The organism is Streptomyces sp. NPDC029138 (assembly GCF_055564375.1).
Genome location: NZ_JBVHWM010000096.1, coordinates 14,731 through 28,376 on the forward strand (window position 1 = coordinate 14,731; position 13,646 = coordinate 28,376).

Annotated in this window: 15 protein-coding genes and 2 tRNA genes; 14 read left to right on the forward strand and 3 right to left on the reverse strand. The window is 71.6% G+C overall.

Annotation, left to right across the window (positions count from 1 at the left end; all coding sequences use genetic code 11):
* Nucleotides 1–107 precede the first annotated feature (107 nt).
* The 3 genes from ACZ4WH_RS40790 (at nt 108) to ACZ4WH_RS40800 (ending at nt 3,269) form a co-directional block, all read left to right on the forward strand.
* The gene (locus ACZ4WH_RS40790) at nt 108–1,394 is read left to right on the forward strand and encodes a glutamate-5-semialdehyde dehydrogenase (RefSeq protein WP_468190555.1); all 1,287 of its coding nucleotides are present in this window, start codon (nt 108–110) and stop codon (nt 1,392–1,394) included.
* Nucleotides 1,395–1,537: 143 nt separating this feature from the next.
* Nucleotides 1,538–2,110 (forward strand): SCO2584 family spore wall biosynthesis protein, encoded by a 573-nt coding sequence (locus ACZ4WH_RS40795; RefSeq protein ID WP_468190556.1) that lies wholly within the window; start codon nt 1,538–1,540, stop codon nt 2,108–2,110.
* Nucleotides 2,111–2,198: 88 nt separating this feature from the next.
* A complete protein-coding gene (locus ACZ4WH_RS40800; RefSeq protein ID WP_468190558.1) occupies nt 2,199–3,269 on the forward strand; it encodes an SCO2583 family membrane protein in 1,071 nt (356 codons plus the stop codon).
* 131 nt (nt 3,270–3,400) lie between these two features.
* Here the strand turns inward: ACZ4WH_RS40800 and ACZ4WH_RS40805 are convergent, their stop codons facing one another.
* Nucleotides 3,401–4,486, reverse strand: coding sequence for a M48 family metallopeptidase (locus tag ACZ4WH_RS40805; RefSeq protein ID WP_468190560.1), 1,086 nt, complete (start codon nt 4,484–4,486; stop codon nt 3,401–3,403).
* A gap of 101 nt (nt 4,487–4,587) precedes the next feature.
* On the opposite strand from ACZ4WH_RS40805, the gene ACZ4WH_RS40810 reads away from it, so the two are divergent.
* The 7 genes from ACZ4WH_RS40810 (at nt 4,588) to ACZ4WH_RS40840 (ending at nt 9,004) form a co-directional block, all read left to right on the forward strand.
* A complete protein-coding gene (locus ACZ4WH_RS40810; RefSeq protein ID WP_468190562.1) occupies nt 4,588–4,752 on the forward strand; it encodes a hypothetical protein in 165 nt (54 codons plus the stop codon).
* Nucleotides 4,753–4,919: 167 nt separating this feature from the next.
* Entirely contained in the window at nt 4,920–5,084 is a 165-nt protein-coding gene (locus ACZ4WH_RS40815) for a hypothetical protein (protein WP_468190564.1), read from the forward strand.
* 56 nt (nt 5,085–5,140) lie between these two features.
* A complete protein-coding gene (nadD, locus tag ACZ4WH_RS40820) occupies nt 5,141–5,827 on the forward strand; it encodes a nicotinate-nucleotide adenylyltransferase (RefSeq protein ID WP_468190566.1) in 687 nt (228 codons plus the stop codon).
* Nucleotides 5,828–5,843: 16 nt separating this feature from the next.
* The gene (locus ACZ4WH_RS40825; RefSeq protein WP_468190567.1) at nt 5,844–7,598 is read left to right on the forward strand and encodes an LCP family protein; all 1,755 of its coding nucleotides are present in this window, start codon (nt 5,844–5,846) and stop codon (nt 7,596–7,598) included.
* A 127-nt stretch (nt 7,599–7,725) separates the two neighbouring features.
* Nucleotides 7,726–8,169 (forward strand): ribosome silencing factor, encoded by a 444-nt coding sequence (rsfS, locus tag ACZ4WH_RS40830; protein WP_468190568.1) that lies wholly within the window; start codon nt 7,726–7,728, stop codon nt 8,167–8,169.
* The gene (locus ACZ4WH_RS40835) at nt 8,169–8,837 is read left to right on the forward strand and encodes a histidine phosphatase family protein (RefSeq protein ID WP_468190570.1); all 669 of its coding nucleotides are present in this window, start codon (nt 8,169–8,171) and stop codon (nt 8,835–8,837) included. Before rsfS ends, ACZ4WH_RS40835 begins: the two co-directional genes overlap by 1 nt.
* A gap of 94 nt (nt 8,838–8,931) precedes the next feature.
* Nucleotides 8,932–9,004: transfer RNA gene (locus tag ACZ4WH_RS40840), tRNA-Ala, on the forward strand.
* Between the two features lie 86 nt (nt 9,005–9,090).
* Here the strand turns inward: ACZ4WH_RS40840 and ACZ4WH_RS40845 are convergent.
* A complete protein-coding gene (locus tag ACZ4WH_RS40845) occupies nt 9,091–9,957 on the reverse strand; it encodes a helix-turn-helix transcriptional regulator (RefSeq protein WP_468190576.1) in 867 nt (288 codons plus the stop codon).
* 293 nt (nt 9,958–10,250) lie between these two features.
* Between ACZ4WH_RS40845 and ACZ4WH_RS40850 the strand changes: the two genes are divergently transcribed.
* The 3 genes from ACZ4WH_RS40850 to ACZ4WH_RS40860 all read left to right on the forward strand — a co-directional run bounded on the left by ACZ4WH_RS40850 (nt 10,251) and on the right by ACZ4WH_RS40860 (nt 12,095).
* Complete coding sequence (locus tag ACZ4WH_RS40850; protein ID WP_468190578.1) at nt 10,251–11,615, forward strand: MFS transporter; 1,365 nt, start codon at nt 10,251–10,253, stop codon at nt 11,613–11,615.
* Nucleotides 11,616–11,684: 69 nt separating this feature from the next.
* On the forward strand, nt 11,685–11,858 hold the full coding sequence (locus ACZ4WH_RS40855; RefSeq protein WP_014672673.1) for a hypothetical protein: 174 nt from the start codon (nt 11,685–11,687) through the stop codon (nt 11,856–11,858).
* 3 nt (nt 11,859–11,861) lie between these two features.
* On the forward strand, nt 11,862–12,095 hold the full coding sequence (locus tag ACZ4WH_RS40860; RefSeq protein ID WP_030653820.1) for a hypothetical protein: 234 nt from the start codon (nt 11,862–11,864) through the stop codon (nt 12,093–12,095).
* Here the strand turns inward: ACZ4WH_RS40860 and ACZ4WH_RS40865 are convergent.
* A complete protein-coding gene (locus ACZ4WH_RS40865) occupies nt 12,085–13,296 on the reverse strand; it encodes a glycosyltransferase 87 family protein (protein WP_468190572.1) in 1,212 nt (403 codons plus the stop codon). The genes ACZ4WH_RS40860 and ACZ4WH_RS40865 overlap by 11 nt on opposite strands.
* Before the next feature lie 115 nt (nt 13,297–13,411).
* Here ACZ4WH_RS40865 and ACZ4WH_RS40870 point away from each other — a divergent pair.
* A tRNA-Ala gene (locus ACZ4WH_RS40870) sits at nt 13,412–13,484 on the forward strand.
* Nucleotides 13,485–13,646 lie beyond the last annotated feature (162 nt).

A 13,646-nucleotide genomic window follows, 5' to 3' on the forward strand; every position in this document is an offset into this window, starting at 1 on the left:
GGCTCGACACGGCCGTTCCCCGGCCCGCGAAGGTTCACCCCTTTTGGGGTGTCTCGGGGTGTGGGACGACCGCTGAACCGCCGCGCCCCGCGCACTACCCTTCCCTCATGACCACGCTCTCGCCGTACGACTCGATGTCCCCGGTCACCCAGGCCGCCTACCGGGCCAAGGCCGCCGCCGCCGACCTCGCGCCGCTCCCGCGCGCCGTGAAGGACGACGCGCTGCTCGCCATCGCCGACGCCCTGGAGGTCCGGACCGCCGAGATCGTCGAGGCCAACGCCAAGGACGTGGCCAAGGCCCGGGAGAGCGGCACCAGCGAGGCCATCGTCGACCGGCTCACCCTCACCCCGGAGCGGATCCGCGCCATCGCCTCCGACGTCCGTGACGTCGCGAAGCTGCCCGACCCGGTCGGCGAGGTCGTCCGCGGCTCCACCCTGCCCAACGGCATCGACCTGCGCCAGGTCCGCGTCCCGCTCGGCGTCGTCGGCATCATCTACGAGGCCCGCCCGAACGTCACCGTCGACGCCGCCGCCCTGTGCCTGAAGTCCGGCAACGCCGTCCTGCTGCGCGGCTCGGCCTCCGCCTACGAGTCCAACACCGCCCTCGTCCGGGTGCTCCGCGACGCCGTCGGCGGCGCCGGGCTGCCCGCCGACGCCATCCAGCTCGTGCCCGGCGAGAACCGCGACTCCGTCCGCGAGCTGATGCGCGCCCGGGGCCTGGTCGACGTCCTCATCCCGCGCGGCGGCGCCTCCCTGATCCAGACCGTGGTCAGCGAGTCCACGGTCCCCGTGATCGAGACCGGCACCGGCAACTGCCACGTCTACGTCGACGCCCAGGCCGACATCGACATGGCCATCGAGATCCTGATCAACTCCAAGGCCCAGCGGGTCAGCGTCTGCAACGCCGCCGAGACCCTCCTGGTCCACCAGGACATCGCCCCCGAGTTCCTGCCGCGCGCCCTGGACGCCCTCGCCGAGGCCGGCGTCACCGTCCACGCCGACGAGCGGGTCATGGCCTACGCCAAGGACTCCGAGGCCACCGTGGTCGAGGCGACCGCCGAGGACTGGGAGACGGAGTACCTGTCCTACGACATCGCCGCCGCGGTGGTCGATTCGCTGGACAAGGCGGTCGAGCACATCCGGCTGTGGACCTCCGGCCACACCGAGGCCATCGTCACCACTTCCCAGCAGGCCGCCCGCCGCTTCACCCAACTGGTCGACTCCACCACCGTCGCAGTGAACGCCTCCACCCGCTTCACCGACGGCGGCCAGTTCGGCTTCGGCGCCGAGATCGGCATCTCCACCCAGAAGCTGCACGCCCGTGGCCCGATGGGCCTGCCGGAGCTGACCAGCACGAAGTACATCGTCACCGGCGACGGACACGTCCGCCGCTGAGGTTCACCCGTCCGGCCGCGGCCCCGACGTCCCGGGGCCCGTCCCGCGAACCGTCCTGCGGCCCGGCCGAAAAGGCGTCTCACCAGGCAGACGAATTTCCATACCGTCTGCCCAAATTGACCCCCCAGGTCTACTCTGGACTCGTGCCGGAGGACGTGGGGGGCACGCCGTTCCCTGACGGCTGGGAGCCCGACGACGACCACGACCACGGGGTGTCGGACGAAGAGTTCGCCTCCGTGGTCCTCGACGAGGCCTTCGTGCAGGCGGCCACGTTCCACGAGCCGACCGCCGTGGAACGCCTCCTGGCCGCGGCCCAGGCCAGAGCCGAGGCCTCCGAGGCGGAGGCCCGCCGCGCCCACGCCCGAGGCGAGCGCTACGACGACGGCTACGGCCCCGAGGGCGCCGAATTCGGCCAAGATCACGACGATGACGAACTGGACGACACCTACGTCCTCGGCGACCGGCACGGCCCCTTCGGCTCCTACAGCAAGCAGGTCCGCTGGCACCGGCCCGTGGCCTGGGTCCTCGCCGTCGTGATGGGCATCGGCATGGTCGCCCTGGCCTTCGCCGCCGTGTACCGGGGAGGCTCCTCGGGCACCCGCGACCGTGTCCCCGCGCCCGCCTCCACCGGCCTCGAACAGGGCAGCGCGTCCGCTCCCGGCTCCGCCACCGACCACTCCCGGCCGGCCGTCTCGGCCATCCCGCCTTCCCCCTGATCGCCCTGTCCGCGCTTGGTGAGAACCTGTCAGAAGTTGTCGCCCGGCGGGGCGTTTACCCGGGGCTCACGAGACCTACTCTGAAGGTATGGGCGGGCCTGGAGACCCACCGGAGGGGACACCCGAGGGCGGCCCCGGCGGTGCGGAGGACGAATACCGATCCGTCGTCTTCGACGAGTCGTTCGTCCGCGCTGCCCGCCTCCAGGAGTTCTCCGCCAAGGAGCGGATGTCCGACCACGCCCCCGCCGTCCGCCGCCGCCCGCCCCTGCACCGGGGCCTCTCCCGGCAGGCCCTGATCCTCGTCCTGCTGATCGCCGTCGCCTTCGCCACCGCGATCTACATGGGCGTCCGCCACCCCTACGGCTCCCCGCAGACCCGGCGGCCCGTGGAGTCCCTGCGGATCACCGTCATCCCGCTCGCCCCCCAGAGCAAGGTGCCCGGCGCCACCGACCCCGAGCGGCTCTACGCGCACAGCCCCGCCGCCCCGTACGACGCCGGCGCCGAGGGCATACCCCTGCCGGCCTCGCGCAGCACCGCCCACTTCACCGACAGCCAGGTGGTGACCGCCCTCACCACCGCCAAGGACTACATCGTCCGCTCCTCGCTCTACCCCGAGGTGCTCACCGGCCGCGAGGTGCACCCCGCCCGGGCCCTGATCGACTCCGATCAGCTCGACCAGTTCGACCAGAGCTTCGACCACCCGGCGGCGGACGGCCGGCACGCGGCCACGGGCTGGGTGGTCCGCATCGACCCCGCCCGGGCCCAGCTGGCCGACGACAGGATCCGCGTCTTCGGCAGCCTGCACGCCGCCGAAGCCGACTCGGCGACGCTGGAGGTCACCGCCGACCACACCTTCGTCTACGCCCTGCGCCCCACCGGCGCCGCCTCCGACGCCCCCGCCTCCCTTTTCACGGTCCGCCGCGAGCTGACCTTCCACTTCGACCGTGACGACCTGCGCACCCACCAGGTCCACCTGATCACGTCCTACGTCCAGGCAGGCCCCCTCGCCTGCGCCGAGGACGCCTCGGCCTACCTCCGCCCCCTCCTGGCCGGCCAGACGGCCCGGTCGGGCGGCCCCGCGGGCACCAACCCCTACGAGACGGACAGCGCCACGGCCCTGTGCGGAACGCTGGCCACTGGGGCTCAGCCGAAGGTGTGAGGGTGCGGACGGGTGCGTGAAGGTGTGCCCACCGGTGCGGAAGGGGAGCGCGAGGGCGTGTGGGGCGCAGAGGGAACCGCGCCCGGGGTGGGGGCGCCCGGGGTGGCGGCTCCCTCTGTCAGTCCCGGCGCCTACTCCTCGGCGCCGCCCGGGGCGTCCCCCTTGGCCTGCGGCGGGCTCCGGAAGCCGTCGAAGCCCCGCCGGACCCGGCCGCCCAGGTCGCCGGCGCCGCCCGCGAGGTCCGAGACCAGCTTCATCAGCGGGTCCTTGGAGGTCTTCACATCGCTCGCGTAGCTGGCCGCCGACTCGCGGAAGGAGTCGCTGACGGAGGCGTCCCCGTCCTCGCTGCGCCGTGGGTAGTGCCCGTCCATGATCCGTTGGTAGTCCCGGGACTCGGCCCACTTCTTCAGCTCGGCGGCCCGCACGGTGGTGAACGGGTGCGAGCGGGGCAGCACGTTCAGGATCTTCAGCACGGAGTCGCGCAGATCGCCCCCGGAGTCGTACTCCTCGGCCTGCTCCAGGAACGCGTCCACGTTCATCTCGTGCAGATGGTTGCCACCCGCGATCTTCATCAGCCCCCGCATCGAGGCCCGGACGTCCTGGCCCACCAGCAGGCCCGCCCGGTCGGCGGACAGCTCCGACTTGCGGAACCACTCCCGCAGCGCCGTGACGATCGCCATGATCGCCAGGTTGCCCAGCGGGATCCAGGCGACCTTCAGCGCGAGGCTCGTCAGGAACAGCAGGACGGTGCGGTACACCGAGTGCCCGGACAGCGCGTGCCCCACCTCGTGCCCGACGACCGCCCGCATCTCCTCCTCGTCGAGCAGCTCCACCAGCCCCGTGCTGACCACGATGATCGGCTCGTCCAGGCCGATGCACATCGCGCTCGGCTGCGGGTCCTGCGTGACGTACATCGGCGGGACCTTCTCCAGGTCCAGGATGTAACAGGCGTCCAGCAGCATGTCGTGCAGGTGCGAGAACTGCCGCTCGGAGACCCGCACCGAGTCCGACAGGAACAGCAGCCTGAGGCTCCGCTCCGGCAGCAGCCCGCTGAGCGCCTTGAAGACGGTGTCGAACCCGCTCAGCTTGCGCAGCGCGACCAGGGCCGAGCGGTCGGCGGGGTGCTCGTACGCGCGGGTGGAGATCCCCGGGAAGCGCCTGCGCTGCCTGCTCGGCACCCGCTCGTGCCCTGTGTGCTGGTGGCCGTCGTCGGACATGTCTTCCCCCATGTGCGTGTGAGTGCTCACTGTGCCCCCGAGGCGGGGCCCAGCCTAGGCGGAGATACCGTGGCAGGCAGTACACCGAAGGAGTCCACGCCATGGAGCACCACCCCGCAGCCGCCTGGCTGACCGAGGCTGCCACGAGCGCCGTCCAGCAGCACGGTACGGGGAACCTGCTCCGCGTCGTGCTGATCGTGATGGTCCTCGGCTGTGTACTGACCGCCTGGTTCCTGCTGCGCGGCTACAAGCGGAAGGACGACTGACGAGCGGCGAAAGTTCCCCGCCGCCGGGCGGTGATCGATCCCCGCTGCGCGCGAGTAGCCGGCGCCCTCCGGCCCCAACGGCGGAGTCGGCGTGATCGCCGGTGGGCCGCCCGCTTACGATGAGCCGACATCTTTATTCCGCCCACACGCGATAGGTCCTGCCGAAGATGAGCTTCCACAGCGCCGCAGCCCAGTTGGTCACCCTCGCCGCCGAGGGCGAGGAGCGCGGCGGAAACCACAACAGCCTGAACCCGGCCATCACCGGCGGCGGCGCCCTGATCATCCTGCTCCTGCTGCTGTGGATCACCACGCGCTTCAACCGCGACCGCTGAGCGGGGAACCCGTCCCCGGCCGGACGTCCGAGGCCGGGCCGGTAGGGTCTGCACGCATGGGAGAGCAGGACATGCCTACCGGTCCGGCGCACGAGACCGCCGACGACACGGTGAAGCACCCGCAGCACGGACCGGGCAACGGCCCCGCCCACACCGGTAAACGGCGCCTCGGCGTCATGGGCGGAACGTTCGACCCGATCCACCACGGGCACCTCGTGGCGGCCAGCGAGGTCGCCGCGCACTTCCACCTGGACGAGGTGGTGTTCGTCCCCACCGGCCAGCCGTGGCAGAAGTCCCACCGCAAGGTATCCCCGGCCGAGGACCGCTACCTGATGACGGTCATCGCGACCGCCGAGAACCCGCAGTTCTCCGTCAGCCGCATCGACATCGACCGCGGTGGCCCCACCTACACCGTCGACACCCTGCGCGACCTGCGCGCCCTCAATCCCGACACCGACCTCTTCTTCATCACCGGCGCCGACGCCCTCGCCCAACTGCTGACCTGGCGCGACTCGGAGGAGCTGTTCTCCCTCGCGCACTTCATCGGCGTGACCCGTCCCGGCCACCAGCTGACCGACCCGGGCCTGCCGGAGGGCGGCGTCTCGCTCGTCGAGGTGCCCGCGCTCGCCATCTCGTCCACAGGCTGCCGTGCGAGAGTCGCCAAGGGGGACCCCATCTGGTACATGGTGCCGGACGGAGTCGTGCGCTACATCGACAAGCGCGAGCTGTACCGCGGCGAGTGAGCCGAGAGGGGCACCGGTGAACGACCGATACGACGCGGGTGACGCAGGCTACGGCGTAGGCCCGTACGAAGTCGTCGGCTACGACGAGTACGGCCGGCCCGTGTACGGGCAGGTCCCGGCACAGCCGGCTCCGCAGTCCCAGCAGTCGACCTACGACCCGTACGCCCAGCAGCAGGGCTACGGCTACGACCCCTACGCCACCGGCCAGCAGCCGCCGGCGCCCCCCTACGGCTCCGGCCAGCAGCCGCACGCCTACGACCCCTACGGCACCCAGGCCCCGTACGACCCGTACGCCACCGGCAGCCAGGACGCCACGGGCTACGACCCCTACGGGCAGGCGGCGAGCAGCGGACAGCAGCCCCGGGTCGCCGAGCAGACCGCCTACATCCCGCAGCAGGCCGGCCCCGCGGAGGACACGCGGACCCCGGAGGACACCTGGATCCCGCAGGACACCCGGACGCCGGAGGAGACCGAGCCCGCCACGGGTGAACGGGACTACCACACCGAGCAGTTCTCGTTCGTCGAGGAGCCGGACGGCGACTCCGAGGACGTCATCGACTGGCTGAAGTTCACCGAGAACCGCACCGAGCGCCGCGAGGAGGCCCGCCGCCGCGCCCGCAGCCGGATCATCGCCCTTCTCGTCGTCCTGGCCCTCGTCGCGGTCGGCGGTGTCGGCTACCTCTGGTTCGCCGGAAAACTGCCCGGCCTGTCCTCCTCCGACGCCAAGGCCGGCACCGCCACGCCGGTCACCGCCCAGAAACGCGACGTGATCGTCGTCCACCTGCACAACACCGGCAAGAGCGGCACCTCCACGGCGCTGCTGGTCGACAACACCACCACCAAGCAGGGCACCACGGTCCTGCTGCCCAACTCCCTCGCCCTGACCGACGACGACGGCTCCACCACGACCCTCGCCAAGTCCGTGGACGACGACGGCTCCTCCGGCACCCGCGACCAGCTCGACACGGTCCTCGGCACCAGCATCCAGGGCACCTGGCGCCTCGACACGCCCTACCTGCAAAACCTCGTCGAACTCGTCGGCAACATCGAGATCGACACCGACACCGACGTGCCCGACCCGGACACCAAGAAGAAGGGCACCGCGCCGCTCGTCCACAAGGGCCAGGACCAGACCCTCAGCGGCAAGATGGCCGTCGCCTACGCCACCTACCGCGCCGCCGGCGAGTCCCAGAACGCCCAGCTGGAGCGGTTCGGCCAGGTCATGCAGGGCGTGCTGCGCAAGGTGTCCTCCGACCCGTCGTCCGCCACCACCACCGTGCAGACCCTCGCGCAGATCCTGGACCCGCCGCTCACCGACAAGGATCTCGGCAGCTTCCTCGCCAAGCTCGCCGACCTCGCCAAGAGCGGCGACTACAAGACCGCCCTGCTGCCCGTGCAGGCCGACGGCACCCTCACCGCGCAGACCAGCGACAGCGTGGTGAAGGACATCCTCGGCGGCACCGCCAAGAGCCCCGACGCCGGCTCCTCGGTCCGGGTCTCCGTCCAGAACGCCACCGGTGTGAAGGACGACACGGAGAAGGTCCGCGTCGTGCTCCTCAACGGCGGCTTCACCTTCCTGGAGGGCGGCACCGCCTCCGGCACCCAGGCCACCTCGAAGGTGCTCTACGCCGACGCCGCCGACAAGGCGAACGCCACCGAGGTCGCCAAGACCCTCGGGCTGCCCGCCGGCTCCGTGACCAAGGGCAGCGTCTCCTCGGGCGCCGACGTCTCGGTGATCCTCGGCAGCGACTACAAACCGCCCTCCTCCTGACCCCGAGCCGCCTCCCGTGCCGGGAGCGCGGCGGGGGGCACCCCACGTGATGCCGTAATCACGTGGGGTGCCCCGGGCGGTCCGTGAGACCCTTGATGACAAAAGTCCGCCGACGGAAAGCCATGTAGTGACCGCCACCGACCGTTCTCTTGAGCTCATCAACACCGCCGCCCAGGCGGCGGCCGACAAGCTCGCCCATGACGTCATCGCCTACGACGTGAGCGACGTTCTGTCGATCACGGACGCCTTCCTGCTGGCATCCGCGCCGAACGACCGCCAGGTCAAGGCCATCGTCGACGAGATCGAGGAGCGCCTGCTGAAGGAACTCGGCGCCAAGCCGGTCCGCCGCGAGGGCGACCGGGAGTCCCGCTGGATCCTGCTCGACTACGTCGACATCGTCGTTCACGTCCAGCACAGCGAGGAGCGGGTCTTCTACGCCCTGGAGCGGCTGTGGAAGGACTGCCCCGAGCTGGAGCTGCCCGCCGACGCCAAGGCCACCCGCGGCAAGGCGGAGGAGCACGCCAGGGCGCAGGCCGCCGAGGCCGACCAGGAGCCGGACGGGGCCTGGTGATGAGCACCACCGGCGAGGTGACCGACCGCAAGGGCCGGGGCCGCCGCATCATCCTGTGGCGGCACGGCCAGACCTCCTGGAACCTGGAGCGCCGCTTCCAGGGCACCACGGACGTCGAGCTGACCGAGACGGGCATCGGCCAGGCCCGCCGCGCCGCCCGGCTGCTCGCCTCCCTGCGGCCCGACGCGATCGTCTCCTCGGACCTGCGACGGGCCGCGCACACGGCAGCCGAGCTGGCCGCCCTCACCGGCCTCGACGTCACCCGCGACGAGGGGCTGCGCGAGACCTACGCGGGCGTCTGGCAGGGGCTGACGCACGAGGAGATCATCGGCCGCCACGGCGAGGAGTACGCCGCCTGGAAGCGCGGCGAACCGGTCCGCCGCGGCGGCGGCGAACTGGAGACCGAGGTCGCCGACCGCGCCGCCCCCGTCGTGCTGCGGCACGCCGAGAAGCTGCCCGAGGACGGCACCCTCGTCGTCGTCAGCCACGGCGGCACCATCCGCACCACCATCGGCCGGCTCCTCGGCCTGGAGGCCCGGCACTGGGAGAGCCTCGGCGGCCTCTCCAACTGCTGCTGGTCCGTGCTCGGCGAGGGCGCCCGCGGCTGGCGCCTGCTGGAGCACAACGCGGGCACCCTCCCGGAGCCCGTCCTCGGCGACGACGACTGACCGTCCCGAGGGCCCCCCGACCCCGGATTTCACTTTCCGGCAGGTCACAGGCTAAAGTTCTTCTTGTTCGCCCCGCCGAGCGGGAAGAACGCGAGGGGCTATAGCTCAGTTGGTAGAGCGCCTGCATGGCATGCAGGAGGTCAGGAGTTCAATTCTCCTTAGCTCCACGGATCGACACTCTGTTGAGTTGTCAAAGATCGGTGATGAGGATCCCGTCCCCGCAGGGGGCGGGATTTTCTGCGTGCGGCTGCCTTCAGTTCGTCAGCGCCGGCGGCCACAGCCGCTCTCGTCGCTCCCGCAGCAGTGCGATCTTCGCCCGCGCCTCCTCGTCCTCCGGCGTGTAGACCACGATCCGGCACTCGGGCTTCCCGTCGATGGACAGCGACTGCGAGGTCATCCGCATCTCGCCCACGGACGCGTGGCGGAACACCTTCACCCGGGGGCCCGGCGGCACCACCTCACCGCTCGCCCACAACTCGGCGAACCACGGGCTCGCCGCGGACAGCCCGCGTATGTACTCCTCCCAGGCAGGTTCGCCCACGTGTCTGCCGTAGGAGGACCGCAGGGTCGCCACCATCAGCGGCAGCTCCTTCTCCCGGTGCACCAGCGGACACGCCCCGTCCGGCAGCGTGAACAGCGTCCACAGCACGTTCGGCATGCCGATCCCCAGGGTCTCCGGGACCAGGAACAGGTCCCGGTAGGCCGCGTTGGTGGCCAGGACGTCGTACCGCGAGTTGTAGGCCGCCGCCAGCATCGGGTCGAGGGCGTCGATGATGCCCTGCACCTCCGGGCCGATCTGCCGGGTCAGGCCCTCGGGGTCCGGCTGGAACGGCACCTCCGCCAGCCGGTACAGATGCTCCCGCTCCGGCGGGTCGAGCCGCAGCGTCCGCGCGACCGCGTCCAGCACCTGCGGCGAGGCGTTGATCGGCCGGCCCTGCTCCAGCCACGTGTACCAGGTCACGCCCACGCCCGAGAGCTGGGCGACCTCCTCCCGGCGCAGCCCGGGCGTGCGCCGCCGCAGGCCCGGCGGCATCCCCACATCGGCCGGTGTCACCCGGGCCCGCCTGCTGCGCAGGAAGGCGGCCAGCTCCGGCCTGCGTCGCTGTGTCCTCGTCCCCATCGTCATGCCCCCGTCGTCCCCGTCTCATCGTCGGCAACCGGACCCGCCCCTGCCAGGTGCTGGCAGTACCAGCATCGGCGGGCACTCGGCACCCGTACCGCCCCGTCGTCACGCTCGACGCCATGACGACGACATCCCGTACCGGGCCGGGCATCGAGCCTGTCCCGAACCCTGCGACCAGTGAACCATCCGCCACTGACAGTGACGCCCCGACCGCCGGCCGGGTCACTTCACCCGTCACGGACAGTGAAGCACCCGCCACTGACAATCGGCCCCGGCTGCTGCTCGGGGTGCTGCTGGCCGCCCTGTTCATGGCGGCCCTCGACGTCTTCATCGTGAACGTCGCGGCCCCGACGATCGGTTCCGAGCTGCACGCCTCGGGCGCCGACCTGCAACTGGTCATCGCCGGTTACACCATCACCTACTCCGTGCTGCTGATCACCGGGGCCCGGCTCGGCGACCGGCTCGGCCACGGCCGGGTCCACTTCGCCGGACTGGCCCTGTTCACCGCGGCCTCGCTCGCCTGCGGACTGGCGCGGGGCTCGACCGAGCTGATCGTGTTCCGGCTGGTGCAGGGCGCGGGCTCGGCGCTGATGATCCCGCAGGTGCTCAGCCTCATCCAGCGCACCTTCACCGGGGAGGCCCGGGCGCGGGCGCTCGGCGCCTACTCGGCGGTCCTGGCCGTCGGCGCGGCGGCCGGGCAGGTCGCCGGCGGAGTGCTGGTCAGCGCCGACCTCTTCGGCGCGGGCTGGCGGCCGGTGTTCCTGGTCAACGTGCCGGTGGGCGCCCTGCTGCTCGTGCTGGGCCGGCGGGTCCTGCCGCTGGGCCGTGCGGGCGGGCGTGAGCGGGCCCGGGCGCTCGATCTGCCCGGACTGGTGCTGCTCGGCGCCGCCGTGTCGCTGCTGACGGTGCCGCTGGTGCTCGGGCAGGAGGAGGACTGGCCGCTGTGGTCCTGGCTGTCGCTGGCCTCGGCCGCGGTGCTGTTCGCCCTTTTCTGCGGCTACGAGTTCCGGCTGGCCCGGCGTGGCGGCGCCCCGCTCATCACACCCCGCGTGCTGCGGCATCCCGGCATCGGCCCGGCCGTGTTCCGGATCCTCGCCGTGATGTCGGTCAACGCCGGCTTCCTGTTCGCGCTGACCCTGCACGTCCAGGGCGGCCTCGGCTACAGCGCCCTGCGGGCCGGACTGGGCTTCGCGCCGACCGCGGCCGTCTTCGGCGCCGTCAGCCTCACCTGGCGGAAGTGGCCGGCCGCCTGGCAGCGGGCCCTCGTGCCGGCCGGCTTCGCGCTCACCGCGGTGTCCGTCGCCGTCGTCGGGCTCGCCTTCCATGGCGGCGGTGACGGGGCAGCGGTCCTGTACGCGGGGTACGTGGGTACGGGTGCCGGGCTGGCGCTCGCCTTCAGTCCGACGCTCACCGGTGCCCTTGCCGCCGTGCGGCCCGAGGACGCGGCGGACGCCAGCGGCCTGCTGGCGACGGTCGCGCAACTCGGTCAGCTGATCGGTGTCGCGGCTTTCGGCACACTGTTCCTGAACCGGCTTGAGTCATTCGGCGCGCCGCTCTCGTATCCCTCTGCGGAGGCGTTCTCGGTGTGTGCCTGGGCGTTGGCCGGAACGGCCGCGGTGGGAGCCGTGTCCGGACTGGTACTGAGGCGTCGCTGACCGTATTGGTCCGGCCGTGGCAGAATCAAGCGGCCGGAAGGGGGCGCGGCCCGACGGGAGGGAGTAGCGATGCCTGCGAGCATCCTTGAGGAGGTCGGCCACCTCCTCGGTGCGGCGTTGATACGGGATACGACCACCCGGCTGAGCTGCCCTTCCTGCGGTTCCGCGCATGTGGCGCAGGTCCTCGGCGACAACGGCGGAATCTCCTACGTGTGCACGGCCTGCGGCCACAGCTGGAGCTGATCGATGGGTGCACACAGGCGAAAGTGCGACTGGTGCGGGAGCGGTACCCCGATCGTGCGTGACATGGAGCCGATCAATCCCGATTACCAGTACTGGTGCGAGGAGTGCGCGCGGGCGCTGATCATAAAAGGCGACCCGATCGAGACCTACCGGGAGCTGGAGGGCGAGCCGATCTACGGCCGCCTCCTGGAGGAGCACTGCACGCTCAAGAGGTTCTACCAGTTCGTCACGGCTTGACGCGGACCCCGCCCGGCCCGGCCTTCGGCAACGATGTCCGGGCCAGCGCGAGGAAGAGCGCGCCGACCCCTCCGTAGACGGCTGACAGCGTCAACTGCACGCCGGACTGGTGCAGTTCCGGCCGGCCTGTCCCGTGCGGCACCCACCAGGGGGCGTACGAGCAGAAGACCAGCAGGGTGCCCAGGGCCGCCGCCCGGTGCCCGCGCGTCCACAGCAGCAGCACCAGCGGCACGCACCACACCCAGTGGTGGGTCCAGGAGACCGGGCTGATCAGCAGGGCGGTGACCGCGCAGACGCACACCGCCCAGGCCCGCTGGCCCCGCAACTCCGCCCGCACGGCCACGGCGAGCCCCAGGACGGCCACCAGGGCCACGGAGGCCACCCAGACGGCTCCCGGCTCGGGTGCGTGCAGAAAGCGGGCCAGGGCGCCGCGCAGGGCTTGATTGGCGGTGTCCTCGGCATGCCCGACCCGGTTCGCACGGAACAGCATCTCCGTCCAGAACCGCCAGGAGTCGTACGGCAGGACGGCCGCCGCCAGCAGGGTCGCCCCGGCGAACGCCACGGCCGCCCCGCGCGCGTGCCGCAGCCACGGCTCCCCCTGGCCGCCCCCCAGGCGAGCCACGATCCCCGTGGTGAGCAGGAACACCGGGAACAGCGCGGGCGTCAGCTTGACCGCCGCGGCCAGCCCGAGGCCCACCCCCGTCCAGCGGTCGTACCCTCCGGCGGGGCGGCGGGTCAGGTCCCACAGCACCAGGACGGCCAGCAGCAGGTTGATCTGGCCGTAGCGCACGGTCGTCCACACCGGCTCGCACCACACGGCCGGCGCCGCGACCCACCAGACGGTCTCCACGCGCGCGTGGCCGACGAGTTTCAGCGACAGCCGCACGAAAACCACCAGCAGCGCGAGGTTCCCGGCCATAGCCAGTGTCCGCAGCAGCGCGGTGTCCAGCAGGGGCAGCGGGGTGAACAGCAGGGCCGCGAACGGCGGGTACGTGGTGGGCAGGCGGGCGCCCGTCGCGCGCAGGGCGTACAGGTCGCCTCCGGCGCGCACGGTGGCGCCCTCGGCCCGGTAGACCATCAGATCGATCATGGACACGTGCGCGGCCTGCTGAGCGGCCCAGAAGGCCGCGAAGGACACCAGGCACACGCCCAGCGCGACCGGGACCCTGCGGCGGGCTGAGGGCGACGCGATCATGGCCATGAAAACCGACATTAGCGGGCGTATCGGTGCGGGGCTGAAACCGATTTTGTGCTCCGCTCTTCGCCCTGTAATGTTTACGTCGTCGCCGGGGGAGCCGGGCGAAACAACAAAACAAGGGGCTATAGCTCAGTTGGTAGAGCGCCTGCATGGCATGCAGGAGGTCAGGAGTTCAATTCTCCTTAGCTCCACAGAAGTCGAAGGCGGATCATCCCGACGGATGGTCCGCCTTCGGCGCGTTGCGACACGGCACGGCCGAGGGGGGGGGGGGGGGGGGGGGGGGGGGGGGGGGGGGGGGGGGTTGTGGTGTTTGGGGGGGGGGGGGGGGGGTGGGGGGGGGGAGGGGGGGGAGG

Coding starts and splice junctions, on each gene's coding strand:
- ACZ4WH_RS40845 (WP_468190576.1), bottom strand. CDS start 9,957: ATGGGGACGAGGACACAGCGACGCAGGCCGGAGCTGGCCGCCTTCCTG.
- ACZ4WH_RS40800 (WP_468190558.1), top strand. CDS start 2,199: ATGGGCGGGCCTGGAGACCCACCGGAGGGGACACCCGAGGGCGGCCCC.
- ACZ4WH_RS40855 (WP_014672673.1), top strand. CDS start 11,685: ATGCCTGCGAGCATCCTTGAGGAGGTCGGCCACCTCCTCGGTGCGGCG.
- ACZ4WH_RS40860 (WP_030653820.1), top strand. CDS start 11,862: ATGGGTGCACACAGGCGAAAGTGCGACTGGTGCGGGAGCGGTACCCCG.
- ACZ4WH_RS40790 (WP_468190555.1), top strand. CDS start 108: ATGACCACGCTCTCGCCGTACGACTCGATGTCCCCGGTCACCCAGGCC.
- nadD (WP_468190566.1), top strand. CDS start 5,141: ATGGGAGAGCAGGACATGCCTACCGGTCCGGCGCACGAGACCGCCGAC.
- ACZ4WH_RS40865 (WP_468190572.1), bottom strand. CDS start 13,296: ATGGCCATGATCGCGTCGCCCTCAGCCCGCCGCAGGGTCCCGGTCGCG.
- ACZ4WH_RS40810 (WP_468190562.1), top strand. CDS start 4,588: ATGGAGCACCACCCCGCAGCCGCCTGGCTGACCGAGGCTGCCACGAGC.
- ACZ4WH_RS40835 (WP_468190570.1), top strand. CDS start 8,169: ATGAGCACCACCGGCGAGGTGACCGACCGCAAGGGCCGGGGCCGCCGC.
- ACZ4WH_RS40805 (WP_468190560.1), bottom strand. CDS start 4,486: ATGTCCGACGACGGCCACCAGCACACAGGGCACGAGCGGGTGCCGAGC.
- ACZ4WH_RS40815 (WP_468190564.1), top strand. CDS start 4,920: ATGAGCTTCCACAGCGCCGCAGCCCAGTTGGTCACCCTCGCCGCCGAG.